Here is an 18,707-nt window from a genome sequence, read left to right as displayed (position 1 = left end):
CCCCGGGTCAGTGCTCCAGGTCGCTGGCGGCCAGCACCGCCAGGCCCAGCTCGCTATCGCCGGCCAGCAGCGGATGGTGCGGAAGCACCCGCACCGTGTAGCCCACCGATCCCGAGACCGGCAGGGTCGTAGTGGTGGAGAAGGTCTCCACGCCGCCGCCACGGCTTCCGGTGTGAGTCATCGGGACGATCTCCGAGTCGGAGAGCTTGTCGTCCAAGTCAACTCGCCCGATCACGGCCTGCACCGCGACCTCCGACGGCGCCAGCCCGGACAGCTGCACGGACGCGGTGAGCGTCAACGGCGATCCCAGCAACGGGGTGTCGGGCAGACCCGAACTGTCGACCTCGGTGATGACCAGGGACGGCCATACCTGCTGCACTCGTTCGCGATAGCGCGCCAACTCCTTGGCCGGGGCAAAGGACTCGTCGGCACCTACCGTGGCACGCAACGAGGCAGCCGCCGGGGCGTAGTAGCCGACGGTGTAATCACGAACCATTCTGGATGCCAACACTTTTGGCCCGAGCTTTTCCAGAGTGTGACGCACCATCTCGACCCACCGCTGCGGAGTGCCATGCTCATCGCGTTCGTAGAACTTGGGCGCCACCTTCTGCGCCAACAGCTCGTACAGCGCAGCGGCCTCCAGGTCGTCGCGCCGGGCGTCGTCGGTTACCCCGTCGGCAGTTGGTATTTCCCAACCGTTTTCACCGTCGTACCACTCGTCCCACCAACCATCGCGGATGGACAGGTTGAGCCCACCGTTGAGGGCGCTCTTCATGCCCGAGGTGCCGCATGCCTCCAGCGGGCGCAACGGATTGTTGAGCCACACGTCGCAGCCGAAATACAGGTAGCGGGCCATCGACATGTCGTAATCGGGCAGGAAGGTGATCCGGTGCCGCACATCGGCCTGGTCGGCGAATCTCACGATCTGCTGGATGAGCCCCTTGCCGCCGTCGTCGGCGGGATGCGACTTACCGGCCACGATGAGCTGCACCGGATGTTTCTCGTCGAGGAGCAACTCGCGCAGCCGCTCCGGGTTGCGCAGCATCAGCGTGAGCCGCTTGTACGTCGGGACTCTGCGGGCGAACCCGATGGTCAGCACACCCGGGTCGAAGGCACTGTCCACCCAGCCCAATTCGGCTTCGGCGGCACCGCGCTGCAGCCACGATGCGCGGATCCGCCGGCGCACGTCCTGAATCAGCTGCTCACGCAGCTGCGAGCGAATCCACCAAATGTGTCCGGGGTCCACCTCGTGGATGCGTTCCCATCCACTGGCGTCGTTGAATGCCTCGGCACCCACCAGTTGCTGCCCGAGTTCCAGCCATTGCGGGGCTGCCCACGTGGGAGCGTGCACACCGTTGGTGATCGAGCCGATGGGCACCTCCGCGGCGTCGAACGACGGCCACAGCCCGTTGAACATGGACCGGCTCACCTGGCCGTGCAGTAACGAGACGCCATTGGCGCGCTGGGCCAACCGCAGCCCCATGTGGGCCATGTTGAACGTGGAGGGGTCGTCCTCGGCCCCCAGGGCGATGATGCGGTCCACCGGGAGGCCGGGCAGCAGGGTTGAGTCGCCGGATTCACCGAAATACCGCCGCACCAGGTCGACCGGGAATCTGTCGATACCGGCGGGAACCGGTGTGTGGGTGGTGAACACGGTGCTGGACCGAACCACCGTCAGGGCTGTCTCGACGTCCAAGCCATGCTGTCCGATGTACTCCCGGATGCGCTCGAGCCCCAGGAATCCGGCATGTCCCTCGTTGGTGTGGAACACCTCGGGCGCTGGCGAGCCGGTCGAGGCCACATAGGCACGGATGGCGCGCACACCGCCGATTCCGGCCAGGATCTCCTGCTTGATGCGGTGATCCTGATCGCCGCCGTACAGCCGGTCGGTGACGTACCGCAGCTCCCGATCGTTCTCGGCGATATCGGAATCCAAGAGCAGCAAGGGAATCCGGCCCACCTGGGCAACCCAGATGCGCGCCGAGAGCACCCGGTCCTGCGGCATCGGCACCGTGACGAGAATCGGGGTGCCATCCTCGTGCGCCAACAAGCGCAGGGGCAGGCCCGCCGGGTCGATCAGCGGATACTGCTCGGTCTGCCAACCATCAGCGGTCAACGATTGACGGAAGTACCCCGAGCGGTAGTGCAGCCCCACCGCGACAAGCGGCAGCCCCAGATCGGAGGCGGCCTTGAGGTGGTCGCCGGCCAGAATCCCCAGACCACCGGAGTAGTTCGGCAGCACTTCGGAGACACCGAACTCCATCGAGAAGTAGGCGATCGCGGACGGTAAGTCGGGGGCGCCCGCGTCGTCTTCCTGGCCCCGCTCGAGCTGGCGCTGGTACCACATCGGCCGATTGAGGTAGTCGTGCAAATCACCCGCGAGAGCCGCCACCCTGTCGACAAAGCCATCGTCGGCGGCCAGTTCGTCGAGCCGCTGCGCGGGCACCGATCCCATGACCGCAACCGGATCGTGGTTGGTCTGCTCCCACAACTGGTGGTCGATATCGGCGAACAGATCCCTGGTGGGTTGATGCCATGACCAGCGCAGGTTGTTCGACAACTCGCCCAGCGCCGCCAACCGCTCCGGAAGATGGGCACGAACCGTGAATCGACGTAGGGCTTTCACCCTTCAGAACTTTACTGAGATTTCGCTCGTCCGCATGCCCGGCGGCAATTCCGCACCGACACGTCCGCGCCGACACGCCGTGTTGTGGCGGTTCCGTATCGCACGTTGCCGCCACAAGCGGGCGTGTCGGTGACGGTTCCGTGCCCACTTCTATACCGCGCCGTAAGAGCCCTTCTACTACGGTGGACGTGGTGACCGGACGCATAGGCATCGACGATGTCGCCCCCGTGATCGCGGGTGGACGCTATCCGGCCAAGGCCGTCGTGGGTGAGGTCGTGCCCGTGGCCGCAACCGTCTGGCGGGAAGGCCACGACGCCGTGGCCGCGACCCTAGTGGTGCGCTGCCTGGGCCCCCACTACCCGCAGCTCTCCGAAGGCCCACTGCGCCGGATCTCGGCCCCACGCGACAAGGACAAGAACGCCACGCGTATCAAGCCGCTGCATGTCCCGATGCACCCGGGAGGGGCCCTCGACCGCTTTCACGCCAGCTTCGTGCCGGACCGGGAAGGGTTGTGGACTTTCCGTGTCGACGGCTGGGGCGATCCGGTCGCTACCTGGCGGCACAATGTCGCGGCCAAGCTGGAGGCCGGGCAGGGCGCCGCAGAATTGGCCAACGACCTGGAGATCGGTGCCCGATTGTTCGAGCGGGCCGCGGCCGGAGTGCCGCGCAAGCGCCGCCAACCCCTCGTGGATTCCGCGGAAGTGCTGCGTACGCAGGATGATCCAGGCGCGCGGTTCCAACACGCGCTGTCCCCGGAAACGCTGACGTTGCTGGACGAGTTCCCGCTGCGCGACCTGCTCACTCGCGGAACCCAATACGGTATCTGGGTCGATCGCACCCGCGCGCTGTACGGCTCCTGGTACGAGCTGTTTCCGCGTTCCACCGGTGGAGTCGGACCCGACGGGCGGCCCATGCACGGCACCCTCGCGACCGCTGCGGCCGATCTCGCGCGCGTGGCCGCGATGGGATTCGATGTGGTCTACCTGCCACCGATTCATCCGATCGGCGAGGTAAACCGTAAGGGCCGTAACAACAATCCGGTCGCCGAACCCGGCGAGGTGGGCTCACCGTGGGCAATCGGTAGCGCCGCCGGTGGCCACGACGCGATAAACCCCGAGCTCGGCACGCTCAAGGATTTCGACCGATTCGTCTCCACCGCACGCAAGCTCGGCATGGAGGTGGCGCTGGACCTGGCCTTGCAATGCGCACCGGATCATCCCTGGGTGAGCGCGCATCCCGAGTGGTTCACCGAACTCCCCGACGGCACCATCGCCTACGCCGAGAACCCGCCGAAGAAATATCAAGACATCTATCCCCTGAACTTCGACGCCGATCCGGCGGGGCTGTACACCGAGGTCCTGCGCGTGGTTCAACACTGGGTTGCTCACGGCGTCAAGATATTCCGTGTGGACAACCCCCACACCAAGCCGCCCGACTTCTGGCAGTGGCTGATCGGCGAGGTCAAGGCGGCCGATCCCGATGTCTTGTTTCTCTCCGAGGCATTCACTCGGCCGGCCCGGTTGTACGGCCTGGCCCGGCTGGGCTTCACCCAGTCGTATACCTACTTCACCTGGCGCACCGGAAAATCCGAGATCGCCGACTTCGGCAGGGAGATTGCCGCGCAGGCGGACCTGGCGCGCCCGAACCTCTTCGTCAACACCCCGGACATCCTGCACGCCAGCTTGCAGCACGGCGGGCCGGGCATGTTCGCCATCCGCGCCGTCCTGGCGGGCACACTCAGCCCCACCTGGGGTGTGTACTCAGGATACGAACTCTACGAACATGTTCCGCTGCGCGAAGGCAGCGAGGAATACCTCGACTCGGAGAAGTACCAACTGCGCCCTCGCGACTACAAAGGCGCCGCTGCCCGCGATGAATCGTTGGAACCGTTCATCACCCGACTCAACGAGATCCGCCGGCTGCACCCGGCCCTGCATCAGCTGCGCAACATTACCTTCCATCACGTCGAGAACGACGCCCTGTTGGCATACTCCAAGTTCGACCCGGTCACCGGTGATGCGGTCCTGATTGTGGTGAATCTGAACCCCTTCGGCCCCGAGGACGGCACCATCTGGCTCGATCTGCCCGCACTCGGTCTCGACTGGCACGAAACCTTCTGGGTACGTGACGAACTCACCGGTGAGCAATATCGGTGGGGCCAAGCCAACTATGTGCGACTCGACCCGTCTCGACAAGTAGCGCACATCCTCAACCTGCCGCAGGTTCGCGAACCCGCCCGCACGCACCTGGTGTACCGCCCATGACCAAGAACAGCGCCGCATCACCGATCTTGGCACCGGATCGTGCCGATATCGCCAGACTGGCCGCGGGTACGCACCACAATCCGCATTCGATACTCGGCGCGCACGAATATCCCATCCCCGGCGGCAAGGGACACACCGTCATTCGTGCGTTCAAGCCGGGAGCAGCCACCGTCGCCGCTCTGGTCGGCAACGAGACCCATCCGATGGCCGATATCGGGTCGGGTCTGTTCGCCGTGGCCCTGCCCTTCCTGAACCTCCTGGACTACCGACTCGACGTCGACTACGGCGGCACATCGCTTGTCATCGCCGACGCCTACCGGTTCTTGCCCACCCTCGGCGAGGTGGACCTTCACCTGTTCAACGAGGGTCGGCACGAGCGGCTCTGGGAAATCCTTGGCGCACATCCCCGCTCGTTCGTCACTGCCGATGGCGAGGTCAGCGGCATCTCCTTCGCGGTCTGGGCGCCCAACGCGCGCGGCGTCTCGCTGATCGGCGATTTCAACGGATGGAACGGAAATGACGCCCCCATGCGAACGCTGGGATCGTCAGGGGTCTGGGAGCTGTTCTGGCCCGGCATGGTGCTCGGCGCGCTGTACAAGTTCCGGGTGCACGGCGCCGACGGATCGGTGACCGATCGTGCCGATCCCTTCGCCTTCGCGACCGAGAAACCCCCCGCCACCGCATCGCGCGTCACCACCTCGTCGTATTCCTGGGAAGACGGCGAATGGATGTCACGGCGCACCTCGAGCAACCCGGTGTTCGAGCCGATGAGCACCTACGAGGTGCATCTGGCGTCCTGGCGTCCCGGACTCACCTACCGCGAGCTGGCCCACGAGCTCACTGAATACGTTCTGGTGCAAGGATTCACTCACGTCGAGCTGCTGCCGGTGGCCGAACACCCCTTCGGCGGATCCTGGGGCTACCAGGTGACGTCCTACTACGCTCCGACCTCGCGACTCGGTACGCCCGACGACTTCCGGTACCTGGTCGATGCCCTGCACAGGGCCGGTATCGGAGTGATCGTCGACTGGGTGCCTGCACATTTCCCCAAAGACGCGTGGGCCCTTGCCCGCTTCGACGGGACACCTCTGTACGAGCACGCCGATCCCCACCGCGCCGAACAGCTGGACTGGGGCACATACGTTTTCGACTTCGGCCGTCCCGAGGTGCGCAACTTCCTGGTTGCCAACGCCCTGTTCTGGCTCGACCAATTCCACATCGACGGGCTTCGCGTGGATGCCGTCGCATCGATGCTCTACCTGGACTATTCGCGCCCCGAGGGTGGATGGACACCCAACGTCCACGGCGGTCGCGAAAACCTCGAGGCCGTGCAGTTCCTGCAGGAGATGAACGCCACGGTGCACAAGCTGCATCCCGGGATCGTCACCGTGGCCGAGGAGTCCACATCCTGGCCCGGCGTCACGCGGGCGACCAATCTTGGCGGCCTTGGCTTTTCCATGAAGTGGAACATGGGGTGGATGCATGACACCCTGGGCTATCTGGGGCGCGATCCCATCCACCGCAGCTTCCATCACCACGAGATGACCTTCTCGATGCTGTACGCGTTCAGCGAGAACTTCGTGCTGCCCATCAGCCATGACGAGGTGGTGCACGGCAAGGGCACGCTGTGGACCCGCATCCCGGGCGACGACCACGCCAAGGCCGCCGGACTGCGCTGCCTGCTGGCATACATGTGGGCACATCCAGGAAAGCAACTGCTGTTCATGGGGCAGGAATTCGGCCAGCGCGCCGAATGGTCCGATGAGCGCGGTGTCGACTGGTTCCAGCTGGACGAGGACGGGTACTCGGCGGGCATCGCAGCGCTGACGGCCGATCTGAACTCCGCGTACCAGCGGCGGCGCGCGTTGTGGTCACAAGACACCGCGCCGCAAGGGTATTCGTGGATCGACGCCAACGACTCGGCCAACAATGTGCTGAGCTTCCTGCGCTTCGGCGACGACGGCTCGGTGCTGGCATGCATCTTCAACTTCGCGGGCGTCGAGCACAGCAGCTACCGGGTGGGGCTGCCCCTCACCGGTCGCTGGCGCGAGGTCATCAACACCGACGCGGTGCAGTACCGGGGCAGCGGAGTCGGCAACCTCGGCGAGGTCAACGCTTCGGCCAACCCTTGGCACGGCCGTCCCGCCTCGGCCACGCTGGCGCTGCCGCCCGCCGCGGCGATCTGGTTGGAACCCGTGTCAGAGGACCTGTAGAAAACATTAGGATGCGCTAGACGCACGATCGCGTATCTAAAGGGGTGGCTCGATGTCCAAACGCTGGATGGCACTGCTGGTGGGGCTGGTGCTCGTGACCACATCGTGTGGCCGTCCGCTCGGTGGCCAACCCCAATCGATCTACGCAGACCCCCTGCGGGTGGCCGGCATGCCCGCCGTCGACGGTCCCTCGGGCATGAAGCCCGGGGTGCAGGTCCCCAAACGCGCGATCGAGAACACCGACAACGGCCAGATCGACGATTACGTCAAGGTCTCCCTGGCCGATATCGAGGAGTTCTGGACGCAGTTCTACGGCGATTCGTTCGCCAACTTCCGGCCGGTGTCCCTGCTCATCTCCGTCGATTCCCGCGAGGACAACGAAGATCTCGAGTTCTGCCGAGGCAACCTGAACGGTTTCATCAACGCCGCGTTCTGCCCGCTGGACAACTCGTTCGCATGGGATCGCGGTCAGCTTTTCCCCTACCTGCGCAAGCAGATGGGCGATATGGCCATGAACACCGTCATGGCCCACGAGTACGGGCACTCGATCCAGTACCACGCTCAGCTCATCAACCCGATCGACGATCCGAAGATGAGCAAGGACCAGGTCGAGTACCTCATGGATCTCAACCAGGAGCAGCAGGCCGACTGCTTCGCCGGGGCCTATCTGCGTTGGGTCACCCAGGGCGATTCGCCGCGATTCACCCTGAACACCGCCGACGGGCTCAACAAGGTGATGGCGGCAATGATCGCCATCCGCGACAACGACACCAGTAAGAAGTGGGCGATCCACGGGTCGGCCTTCGAGCGGGTGTCGGCCTTCCAGTTCGGATTCACCGACGGGCCCATGGCCTGCAAGCGCATCGACGCCCGCGAGATCCTCAAGCGCCGGGGCGAGCTGCCGAAGGGTCTGGGGGTGGGCCCCAACGGCGACAACTGGCCCATCAAGCAAGACACCATCGACGTGGTGCTGGCCGCAGCCGCGCAGGTGTTTCCCATGGACAACCCGCCCAAGACCGTCTACGGCGACGGGAAATGCTCCGACGGCACGGGCACGGCACCTGCCTCGTACTGCCCCACGGACAACACGATCGCGCTGGATCCCAAGGCGCTGCAGAAGATGGCAACGCCCGTGTCGGACCGGGCGCTGTTCTCGGCGCAAGTCAACGGTGACTACTCGGCATTCAGCGTGATCGTCTCGCGTTATGCGCTGGCCGCGGAGAAGGCCGCGGGGCTGGAGACCGAAGGCATCATGACCGGGCTACGCACGGCATGCCTGACGGGGTATTTCACCGCGCGTGCCGCGGGCCGGGGCATCGTGACCCCGCGTGCGCCGGTGATCCTCTCCGGCGGCGACCTCGACGAGGCTGTCTCCGAATTGCTTTCCAGCGGCAGGGCTTCCAGCGATGTCAAGGGCGAGACGGCACCGGCCGGCTTCTCCCGCATCGATGCCTACCGGATCGGCGTGCTGGGCAACGACCAGACCTGCGCCAAGCGTTTCCCGTAACCGATTCCGCGCCAGCAGGATACAGGGAAGGTCAGAACAGGGCGTTGGCGAGCTTGCGCCGACCAGCGATCACCGCAGGGTCGGCGGGATCGAACAGCTCGAACAGTTCCAGCAGTCGGGCGCGCACCGTGGCACGGTCATCGTCGCTGGTAACACGCACCAGCGCCACCAACCTGTCGAAAGCCGAATCCGGCTGCTGAGAAAGCACTTCCACGTCGGCGGCGGCCAACCCCGCGTCGATGTCGCGCGGTGTGGCATCGGCGACCTGCACCGCATCCTGGCGCTGAGCCGTCGCGCGAACCAAGAATGCGATCTGGCGTACCGACGCGGTTGCCTCTACTGCCACCGCGCCGGTGGCGCCGCCGTCCAGCAGAGCCTGATAGGCGGCACTGGCCGCCTCGAAGTCGCCGGCATCCAGGGCGTCCCGCGCGGCAACCAGCGCCGGGTCGACGGCCTCCTCGACGTCCCCGCCCTCCGACTCGGGAGCGTCGGGCAGCTTGCCGGCGACCGCGTCGAGGATCGAATCGATCCACCGTCGCAGCTGATCTGCCGGTTGGGGACCCGCGAAGCTGGTGATGGGCCTGCCTGCGGCCACTGCCACCACCGTCGGCACCGCCTGCACCCCGAAGACCTGTGCGATCTGCGGGCTGGTGTCGACGTTGACCCGCGCCAGGGACCACTTGCCGCGGTCCTCGGCGACCAGGTCGCCCAGCGTGGCGGCGAGTGCCGCCGAGGCCTCGCTACGCGGCGAGCCCAGCAGCACGACGACCGGGACGCGGTTGGACTGCGCAAGCACCTCGGTTTCGAGATTCGCCTCGGTGACGTCGACGGTCCATTCACCGCCCGCCGAAGGCTCACGGGGCGCGGCGGGCTCTTGAGCACGCTGCTTGAGGGCGGAAAGGTCGACGGCTCCGGACATGGCAGCAGCCATCGCGGGACGTGGTCGGGTCACGCTCTCCAGTCTGTCACGGCGCGCGGCCTACGCACTACGGCGTCGCGTCGCCCGTCGCATTCGTCCCCGCGACGGGCAATTTGCCCGCCTTATCAGCCCATATGACAAAGATCACACTGCACAATGGGGCAATCCCAGCTAACAGCGCGAGCAACCAGGTCAGTGGATTCCAGCGATATTCGCGGCCCGCCAGGAACCCCATCACCAAGTACGCGATGAACACGATGCCGTGGATCCAGCCGAAGACCTTCACACCGATCTCGTTACCCGGGTCCGGGACGTACTTGAAGAACATCCCAGTGAGCAGTCCCGCCCAGCTGACGGCCTCGAGCAACGCGACGGTGCGGAACCTGCTGGCAGTGCTGCGCAGGTCGAAAAGCTGTGTCATGCCCTCAGTCTGCCCGATGGGGACCCCGACACTCCCTCAGGCCTACTACAGTACGTCGTAAATCACACTCGCACGATCAGCGCGTCACCCTGACCGCCGCCACCGCACAATGCCGCCACGCCGATTCCACCGCCGCGGCGCTTGAGCTCCTGCGCCAGGTGCAGCGTGATCCGGGCGCCGGACATCCCGATGGGGTGACCGATCGCGATGGCACCACCGTTGACGTTGACCTTGGCGGGGTCGATACCCAGGTCCTTGACCGAGGCGAGCCCCACCAGCGCGAACGCCTCGTTGATCTCGACCAGGTCCAGCTGCTCGGGCGAAATCCCTTCCCGCTCACAAGCCTTGCGAATGGCGTTGGCCGGCTGCAGCTGCAGGCTGGAATCGGGGCCGGCGACAACACCGTGTGCACCGACCTCGGCCAACCACTCCAGCCCCTCGCGCTCGGCGCGCTCCTTGCTCATCACCACCACGGCACAGGCACCGTCGGAGATCGGCGAGGACGATCCCGCGGTGATCGTGCCCTCCTTGCTGAACGCCGGACGCAAACCAGCCAGCGAGGCAGCGGTGGTGTCGGCGCGGATGCCCTCGTCCTCGGCGAATTCGATCGGGTCGCCTTTGCGCTGCGGAATCTGCACGGCGACCACCTCGTCGGCGAAGACACCGTCCTTCCAGGCACGGGCAGCATTCTGGTGGGAGCGCGCCGCGAACTCGTCCTGCTGCTCACGGGTGAACTTGTCGGAAACATTGCGTTGTTCGGTCAGCACGCCCATGGCCTGATCGGTGAAGGCATCGTGCAGACCGTCAAAGGCCATGTGATCCACGAGCGTCACGTCGCCGTACTTGAACCCGAACCGGCTCTTGGGCAGCAGGTGGGGGGCGTTGGTCATGGATTCCTGCCCACCGGCGACCACCACCTCGAACTCTCCGGCCCGAATCAACTGGTCGGCCAGCGCAATGGCATCCACGCCGGACAGGCACACCTTGTTGATGGTGAGCGCCGGGACGTCCATGCCGATTCCGCCGGCAACCGCGGCCTGACGTGCCGGGATCTGGCCCGCGCCGGCGGTGAGTACCTGCCCCATGATCACGTAGTCCACCGCGGACGGCGCCACCTTGGCCTTCGCCAGTGCACCGGCAATGGCGAAGCCGCCGAGCTGTGCCCCGGAGAAATCCTTCAGCGACCCCTGGAACCGGCCAACGGGCGTGCGCGCTCCGGCAACTATTACGGACCTATTTGTCGGGGCCATGGGAGTCCTTCCGTAACTTTCTTGATTGGACGCCGTTTTCTGGAACGGGTTACCGTTGCGTTATGACGACTTCGTCTCCTCTTGATGTACCCGCGATCCTATCGACCGGGCTGGTGACTGCCATCGACCACGTCGGTATCGCCGTGCCCGACCTCGACGCGGCAATCGAGTGGTACCACGAGCACCTGGGCATGATCCTGGTGCACGAGGAGATCAACGAGGGGCAAGGCGTCCGCGAGGCGATGTTGTCCTTCCCCGGCGCCGAGCCCGGCAGCGCGCAGATTCAGTTGATGGCTCCGCTGAACGAGTCCTCGCCGATCGCCAAGTTCCTGAACACCAAGGGAGCCGGCCTGCAGCAGCTCGCCTACCGCGTCACCGATATCGATGCACTCACCGATCAGCTGCGCGCCGCGGGCGTGCGGGTGCTGTACGACGAGCCCCGCATCGGCACCGCTAACTCGCGTATCAACTTCCTGCACCCCAAGGACACCGGCGGCGTGCTCATCGAGCTCGTGCAGCCCACCGAGTCGCACTAGCTCCAGCGCCGCGTCGGGCTCCGATTGGCGCGGTTAGTCCAGCACGGCGCATGCCAGTGCCGACGGTCCTCCCCTGCCCTGTCGTCGACGGGCCACACCACCACGTGCGCCACCCCGATCGTGATCTCGTGATCGCATCCGGGGCAGCGATAGACCTTGATCGCTCGTGCCTCCGCGATGCGCCGCACGTGATAGTCGAAGCCGTCGGCGCCCTGCTCGATCCGATCTGCGCCGATCGACGGCGACGGACTGCCGGGCTCGCGGTGCGGATGACGCCGCTTTCCCCGACGAACCATCTCAGAACAGCCTGAACTCGTTCGAGTCCATTCCTCGCATTGCGTCGTAATCGAGTGTCAGGCAACGGATTCCACGGTCTTCGGCAAGCGTGCGAGCCTGGGGTTTGATCTGTTGCGCGGCGAAGACCCCGGCGACCGGAGCAAGCGTGGTATCCCGGTTGAGCAGTTCGAGGTAACGGGTCAGCTGCTCGACGCCGTCGATTTCGCCGCGGCGCTTGATCTCCACGGCCACCGTCGCGCCGTCGGCGTCGCGGCAGAGCAGATCCACCGGCCCGATCGGGGTCATGTACTCGCGACGCACCAGGGTGTAACCGTCTCCAAGCAGAGCGACATGCTCGGCGAGCAACTCCTGTAGATGCGCCTCCACACCGTCCTTGACCAGCCCAGGGTCCACGCCGAGCTCATGGGCCGAGTCGTGTTCGATGTTCTCGATGGTGATCCGCAGCTGCTCACCGGTCTTGTTCTCCACCACCCACACGGTGGTGTCGCCCGCCTCTTCGGTCAGCCAGCACGGCGGGCTCATCCAGTTGAGCGGCTTATACGCACGATCGTCGGCGTGCACGCTCACCGAACCATCGGCCTTGATTAGCAAGAGGCGTTTGGCGGAAGGTAGATGGGCGGTCAAACGACCGACATAGTCAACAGTGCACTGGGCTACGACAAGACGCACCGGCCCACTGTATCGGGCGATAGGCTGACTACAACTATGGCAAACGAGTCGATTCGCGCAGTGTCGCGCCGGGTGGGCCGTGCCTTGGGCGCGATTACGGGGCAGACCGGAAACATCAACACCGGCAATGGCTACGGTTCCTGGCTGCTCGGGACGGCCGACGAGAGCACGTTCATCCAGCGGATCCGGATCCAGCTGATCCTGACCGTGTTTGTGGTGGCCGCCAATATCATCGGCATCGGCGTCGTCATTCTGCTGGTGACGGTGGCGTTCCCCACACCCAACGTCTTCGACGCACCCGCCTGGGTCAACTTCGTCATAGTGCCCGTCTACATCGCCCTCGCCGTCCTCATCGGTGCCGTCTGGGGCACCCGGCGCATCTTCAAAGCAGTGCGGTGGGCGTTGGACGAGCGCCCACCGACCAAGGCCGACCAGCGCAACGCCTTCGCGGTACCGTGGCGGCTCACCGTCATACAGTCGGTGCTGTGGGCCGGTGGCGTGGGGTTGTTCACCCTGCTTTACGGGCTCTATGACCCGATGTACATCCCGAAGATCTTCTTCGCGGTCGGCTTCAGCGGCGCGGTGGTCTGTGCCGCCAACTACCTGTTCACCGAATTCGCGATGCGGCCCGTCGCCGCCCGCGCACTGGAGGCAGGCTATCGCCGACGCAGGCTGGCTTCGGGTGTGATGGTGCGCACGGTGCTTGCCTGGATGCTGGGATCGGGCGTGCCCGCGGCGGGCATCGTCATAACCGGGATCGGGGCCCTGGTCCTGCACAACCTCACGGTGAGCCAGCTCGCGGTGGCGGTCATCATTATCGCCGGCGCGATTCCGACCTTCGGGCTCATTCTGATCTGGATCGCATCATGGCTGATGGCGACGCCGGTGAAGGAGGTTCAGACCGCGATCAAGCGCGTTGCCCAAAATGACCTCGATATCGATCTCGTCGTGTACGACGGCACCGAGCTCGGTGAACTGCAGGCGGGCTTCAACACCATGGTCGAGGGCCTGCGCGAACGTGAACGGGTCAGAGACCTGTTCGGCAAGCACGTGGGCCGCGAGGTCGCCGCGGCCGCCGAATTGCAACAGCCCGAACTGGGCGGCGAAGAACGCCATGTCGCAGTGCTTTTCGCCGACATCGTCGGATCCACCCAGCTGGCCGCCACCCGGCCCGCAATCGAGGTGGTCGCGCTGCTGAACCGGTTCTTCACCATCGTCGTCGAAGAGATCGACCGCTACGAGGGCATGGTCAACAAGTTCGAGGGTGATGCCACCCTCGCGGTGTTCGGGGCGCCGGTCCGGCAGGACCGTCCCGAGAGTCAGGCGCTGGCCGCCGCACGCGCCATCGCGCGCCGGCTACGGATCGAGGTACCAGAATGTCAGGCAGGCATCGGCGTCGCCTCGGGGCAGGCGGTAGCCGGAAACGTCGGCGCTCATGATCGTTTCGAGTACACCGTGATCGGCGACCCGGTCAATGAGGCTGCCCGGCTTTGCGAGCTGTCCAAGACGGTGCCGGGCCATTTGGTCGCTTCGCTCGACACCGTCTTGCGCGCTCACCACCGCGAGGCTTTGCATTGGCGCTCGGGCGACACCGTGACGCTGCGTGGGCGCACCGAACCGACCGAACTCGCGGTGCCGGTCTAATCGGACTGTTTCCACCAGGCTTCGACGTACAGCACCATCGCCACGACCAGTGCGATAAGCACCCATAACACCAAAGCCTGGTCTATCCAGGCCCCCGGCGGCGGCGCTCCGGGCAGGATGTTTCTCAGCGGAACAATCGCGAACAGCATTGTGCCGAACCAGGTAGTCAGTGGCGGGTGGAACTTCTTCCGCCCCTTGACCGTCTCGATCGCCACGATCAGCGCCATCGTCGGAAGCGTGATCAACACCAGGCAGATACCCACATCGAAAGCCAGCGTGCCGCGGGCACGTACCAACGTGACGGTGGTCTGATCCCCCTTGCCGGCCGGCGCGGGGGATGTCTCCGTCGACACGCGCCATCCGCCCAGGCTCCCGATCACTTCGATGCGTGCGGGCACGGGTCGACGGCCATCGCCGTTACCCACCATGACTTCTGCGCGCAGATTCCCAGTCGAGTATTCGTCGAATGGCCACGACTGCGCATCGCCCGTCGCGACCAGGGTGTCGTCCATGGCCGCGGGAACAGTGCCCCGCGGAAAGTGCCGCTCGCCATAATCCAGGGACGACACCAGCCGCACCGACATGTCCGCATTCAGCAGCCCGAAGGCATCGAGAGTCGTCTTCGCCGGTAGCACCACGACCTCGGCATCGAGCCGGTTGTTCACTGTCCGCAGGTCTTGCAGATCAATGACCACCACAGTCTCGTTGTCCCGTGACAGATCCAGATCAGCCGACGGGGGACCTGAATGGTGATCCAGCATCCGATAGATGAGCAAGAAGCCCACGTAGATGACCAGCACAACTACCACTGCACCCACAGTGGTGGCGGCCGGCTTCAACTTGAAGCGCCCCTTGAATGCCTGCACAAGATCCCTATCTCTACGCGACGCTATTTCAGAAATCTAGCAGTCAGAATATGAAAATGCCCCCCAGTTTCCTGGGGGGCATTTCCAATTTATGTTCGGCGGTGTCCTACTCTTCCGTTCCGTGTCGAGAACAGTACCATCGGCGCTGAGAGGCTTAGCTTCCGGGTTCGGGATGGGACCGGGCGTTTCCCTCTCGCTGTGGCCGCCGTAACTCTTTCGTGTGATCAACACAAGTTATCTGGTGGTGGAGTGTGGTCGTCTGATGACGACGAATAGTGGTTGCGATTTATTAGTAAGTTTTCGGTCGATTAGTGCCAGTTCCCTGAACGTATTACTACGCTTGCAGGTCTGGCCTATTGAACCCATAGTCTGTGGGTGACCTTATCCCTCTAAAAGGGTAAGAAACCTGGTCTTGGAATAGGTTTCCCGCTTAGATGCTTTCAGCGGTTATCCTGTCCGAACGTAGCTATCCAGCCGTGCTCCTGGTGGAACAACTGGTACACCAGAGGTTCGTCCGTCCCGGTCCTCTCGTACTAGGGACAGGTTTCCTCAAGTTTCTGACGCGCGCGGCGGATAGAGACCGAACTGTCTCACGACGTTCTAAACCCAGCTCGCGTGCCGCTTTAATGGGCGAACAGCCCAACCCTTGGGACCTGCTCCAGCCCCAGGATGCGACGAGCCGACATCGAGGTGCCAAACCATCCCGTCGATATGGACTCTTGGGGAAGATCAGCCTGTTATCCCCGGGGTACCTTTTATCCGTTGAGCGACACCCCTTCCACTCAGAGGTGCCGGATCACTAGTCCCGACTTTCGTCCCTGCTCGACTTGTAAGTCTCGCAGTCAAGCTCCCTTGTGCACTTGCACTCAACACCTGATTGCCGTCCAGGTTGAGGGAACCTTTGGGCGCCTCCGTTACATTTTGGGAGGCAACCGCCCCAGTTAAACTACCCACCAGGCACTGTCCCTGGACCGGATATACGGTCCGAGGTTAGAGGTTCAATACGATCAGAGTGGTATTTCAACGATGACTCCACAAACACTGGCGTGCCTGCTTCACAGTCTCCCACCTATCCTACACAAACCGAACCAAACGCCAATACCAAGCTATAGTGAAGGTCCCGGGGTCTTTTCGTCCTGCCGCGCGTAACGAGCATCTTTACTCGTAGTGCAATTTCGCCGAGTCTATGGTTGAGACAGTTGAGAAGTCGTTACGCCATTCGTGCAGGTCGGAACTTACCCGACAAGGAATTTCGCTACCTTAGGATGGTTATAGTTACCACCGCCGTTTACTGGGGCTTAAATTCTCCGCTTCACCCAAGGGTTAACGGGTCCTCTTAACCTTCCAGCACCGGGCAGGCGTCAGTCCGTATACATCGTCTTGCGACTTCGCACGGACCTGTGTTTTTAGTAAACAGTCGCTTCTCACTGGTCTCTGCGACCCCGATCAGCTCACGGAGCAAGTCCGGTCACCAAGCGAGGTCCCCCTTCTCCCGAAGTTACGGGGGTATTTTGCCGAGTTCCTTAACCATAGTTATCTCGTACGCCTTAGTATTCTCTACCTGACCACCTGTGTTGGTTTGGGGTACGGGCCGTGTGTGAACTCACTAGAGGCTTTTCTTGGCAGCATAGGATCACTGAATTCGCCTCAATCGGCTATGCGTCACCTCTCAGACATATGACATCCGGATTTGCCTAGATGTCGTCCTACGGGCTTGCTCCGGTATAACCACTAACCAGTACAGCTACCTTCCTGCGTCACCCCATCGCTTGACTACTACCACCGTTGGTCCCACGCAGCGGGTTCACGTCGCACTCCGAAGAGATTGATCTAGAACCGTTTGGGCGGTTAGTACCGATGATTCATCATGGGCGCGCACACACGGGTACGGGAATATCAACCCGTTGTCCATCGACTACGCCTGTCGGCCTCGCCTTAGGTCCCGACTTACCCTGGGAGGACTAGCCTGGCCCAGGAACCCTTGGTCATTCGGCGGGCAAGTTTCTCACTTGCCTGTCGCTACTCATGCCTGCATTCTCACTCCCGCACCCTCCACTGCTGGATTACTCCGCAGCTTCGCTGGGTGCAGGACGCTCCCCTACCCATCCATGCCACTGCCCCGAAGGGAATGTATTGCATGAATGCCGCGGCTTCGGCGGTGTACTTGAGCCCCGCTACATTGTCGGCGCACAATCACTTGACCAGTGAGCTATTACGCACTCTTTCAAGGGTGGCTGCTTCTAAGCCAACCTCCTGGTTGTCTTCGCGACTGCACATCCTTTTCCACTTAGTACACGCTTAGGGGCCTTAGCCGGCGATCTGGGCTGTTTCCCTCTCGACGTACGGAGCTTCTCCCCCGCCGTCTCACTGCCGCGCTCTAACTTATTGGCATTCGGAGTTTGGCTGACGTCAGTAACCTAGTAGGGCCCATCGGCCATCCAGTAGCTCTACCTCCAACAAGAAACGCGCGACGCTGCACCTAAATGCATTTCGGGGAGAACCAGCTATCACGGAGTTTGATTGGCCTTTCACCCCTACCCACAGCTCATCCCCTCAGTCTTCAACCTAAGTGGGTTCGGGCCTCCACGGCGTCTTACCGCCGCTTCACCCTGGCCATGGGTAGATCACTCCGCTTCGGGTCCAGAACACGCCACTATGGGCGCCCTATTCAGACTCGCTTTCGCTACGGCTACCCCACACGGGTTAACCTCGCGACGTGTCCCTGACTCGCAGGCTCATTCTTCAAAAGGCACGCCATCACCCCACAAGGAGGCTTTGACGGATTGTAGGCACATGGTTTCAGGTACTATTTCACTCCCCTCCCGGGGTACTTTTCACCATTCCCTCACGGTACTAATCCGCTATCGGTCACTAGAGAGTATTTAGGCTTACCGGGTGGTCCCGGCAGATTCACAGCAGATTCCACGAGCCCGCTGCTACTCGGGATGAAGTACGAGACAGGTGTCGGATTTTCGCGTACCGGACTCTCACCGTCTGCGGCGGGCCGTCCCAGACCACTTCCGCTAATCGCGACACTTTTTTACTGTCCGCCGGCCTGGTAGAACCGGCAAGTACAACTCCCACAACCCCGCACACACAACCCCTACCAGGTATCACATGCATGCGGTTTAGCCATCTTCCGCTTTCGCTCGCCACTACTCACGGAATCACGGTTGTTTTCTCTTCCTACGGGTACTGAGATGTTTCACTTCCCCGCGTTTCCTCCCAAAGCCTATATATTCAGCAGTGGGTAACACGACATCACTCGTGCTGGGTTTCCCCATTCGGACATCCTCGGATCAAAGCTCGGTTGGCAGCTCCCCGAGGCTTATCGCAGCCTCCTACGTCCTTCTTCGGCTTCTAGTGCCAAGGCATTCACCATGCGCCCTTAAGAACTTAGCTAATAAATTGCAAAAACCAGCCTCACTCGAAAACGAGCGAGGCTATGTTTAGATGCTCGCAACCACTATCCATAAGTCAAAGACCACACCCCAC

The 18,707-nt window shown here is 63.3% G+C and carries 12 protein-coding genes and 2 rRNA genes; 5 read left to right on the top strand and 9 right to left on the bottom strand.

The features are described 5' to 3' along the window. Positions 1–7 precede the first annotated feature (7 nt). A complete protein-coding gene (glgP, locus tag MYCSP_RS06640; protein ID WP_083013929.1) occupies positions 8–2,626 on the bottom strand; it encodes an alpha-glucan family phosphorylase in 2,619 nt (872 codons plus the stop codon). 191 nt (positions 2,627–2,817) lie between these two features. Between glgP and MYCSP_RS06635 the strand changes: the two genes are divergently transcribed. The 3 genes from MYCSP_RS06635 to MYCSP_RS06625 are packed head-to-tail and all read left to right on the top strand — an operon-like array spanning position 2,818 to position 8,610. Continuing rightward, positions 2,818–4,890 carry a maltotransferase domain-containing protein gene (locus MYCSP_RS06635; protein WP_088415485.1) on the top strand — a complete coding sequence of 691 codons (2,073 nt, stop codon included), beginning with the start codon at positions 2,818–2,820 and terminating at the stop codon, positions 4,888–4,890. Then, on the top strand, positions 4,887–7,103 hold the full coding sequence (gene glgB / locus MYCSP_RS06630; RefSeq protein WP_088413430.1) for a 1,4-alpha-glucan branching protein GlgB: 2,217 nt from the start codon (positions 4,887–4,889) through the stop codon (positions 7,101–7,103). The genes MYCSP_RS06635 and glgB overlap by 4 nt, the downstream gene beginning before the upstream one ends. A 52-nt stretch (positions 7,104–7,155) precedes the next feature. Then, a complete protein-coding gene (locus MYCSP_RS06625; protein ID WP_070911370.1) occupies positions 7,156–8,610 on the top strand; it encodes a neutral zinc metallopeptidase in 1,455 nt (484 codons plus the stop codon). A 31-nt stretch (positions 8,611–8,641) separates the two neighbouring features. On the opposite strand, the gene MYCSP_RS06620 is transcribed toward MYCSP_RS06625, so the two are convergent. The 3 genes from MYCSP_RS06620 to MYCSP_RS06610 all read right to left on the bottom strand — a co-directional run bounded on the left by MYCSP_RS06620 (position 8,642) and on the right by MYCSP_RS06610 (position 11,200). After that, positions 8,642–9,562, bottom strand: a complete 921-nt coding sequence (locus MYCSP_RS06620) for a co-chaperone YbbN (RefSeq protein WP_088413429.1) — start codon at positions 9,560–9,562, stop codon at positions 8,642–8,644. 34 nt (positions 9,563–9,596) lie between these two features. After that, on the bottom strand, positions 9,597–9,950 hold the full coding sequence (locus MYCSP_RS06615; protein WP_083013926.1) for a DUF3817 domain-containing protein: 354 nt from the start codon (positions 9,948–9,950) through the stop codon (positions 9,597–9,599). 62 nt (positions 9,951–10,012) lie between these two features. Then, the gene (locus MYCSP_RS06610; RefSeq protein ID WP_083013925.1) at positions 10,013–11,200 is read right to left on the bottom strand and encodes an acetyl-CoA C-acetyltransferase; all 1,188 of its coding nucleotides are present in this window, start codon (positions 11,198–11,200) and stop codon (positions 10,013–10,015) included. Positions 11,201–11,262: 62 nt separating this feature from the next. Between MYCSP_RS06610 and mce the strand changes: the two genes are divergently transcribed. Continuing rightward, the gene (gene mce / locus MYCSP_RS06605; protein ID WP_083013924.1) at positions 11,263–11,736 is read left to right on the top strand and encodes a methylmalonyl-CoA epimerase; all 474 of its coding nucleotides are present in this window, start codon (positions 11,263–11,265) and stop codon (positions 11,734–11,736) included. Here the strand turns inward: mce and MYCSP_RS06600 are convergent. Together MYCSP_RS06600 and nucS are read right to left on the bottom strand one after the other, a co-directional pair. Next, positions 11,733–12,032 (bottom strand): hypothetical protein, encoded by a 300-nt coding sequence (locus MYCSP_RS06600; RefSeq protein WP_083013923.1) that lies wholly within the window; start codon positions 12,030–12,032, stop codon positions 11,733–11,735. The genes mce and MYCSP_RS06600 overlap by 4 nt on opposite strands. A gap of 1 nt (position 12,033) precedes the next feature. Then, positions 12,034–12,702, bottom strand: a complete 669-nt coding sequence (gene nucS / locus MYCSP_RS06595) for an endonuclease NucS (protein WP_070911376.1) — start codon at positions 12,700–12,702, stop codon at positions 12,034–12,036. Positions 12,703–12,738: 36 nt separating this feature from the next. Here nucS and MYCSP_RS06590 point away from each other — a divergent pair, with 36 nt between their 5' ends. Continuing rightward, entirely contained in the window at positions 12,739–14,346 is a 1,608-nt protein-coding gene (locus MYCSP_RS06590) for an adenylate/guanylate cyclase domain-containing protein (RefSeq protein ID WP_070911377.1), read from the top strand. On the opposite strand, the gene MYCSP_RS06585 is transcribed toward MYCSP_RS06590, so the two are convergent. From MYCSP_RS06585 to MYCSP_RS06575, 3 genes are all read right to left on the bottom strand, one after another. Next, positions 14,343–15,212: a DUF4436 domain-containing protein gene (locus MYCSP_RS06585; protein WP_070911378.1), complete on the bottom strand. Its 870-nt coding sequence runs from the start codon at positions 15,210–15,212 to the stop codon at positions 14,343–14,345. The two genes, MYCSP_RS06590 and MYCSP_RS06585, sit on opposite strands and share 4 nt — an antisense overlap. Positions 15,213–15,305: 93 nt before the next feature. Beyond that, positions 15,306–15,422, bottom strand: a 5S ribosomal RNA gene (gene rrf / locus MYCSP_RS06580). A 78-nt stretch (positions 15,423–15,500) separates the two neighbouring features. Then, positions 15,501–18,614: ribosomal RNA gene (locus MYCSP_RS06575) — 23S ribosomal RNA — on the bottom strand. Positions 18,615–18,707 lie beyond the last annotated feature (93 nt).

This window comes from Mycobacteroides saopaulense (genome assembly GCF_001456355.1).
Classification (GTDB): Bacteria; Actinomycetota; Actinomycetes; order Mycobacteriales; family Mycobacteriaceae; genus Mycobacterium; species Mycobacterium saopaulense.
This window is presented reverse-complemented; position numbering and strand designations above follow the sequence as displayed.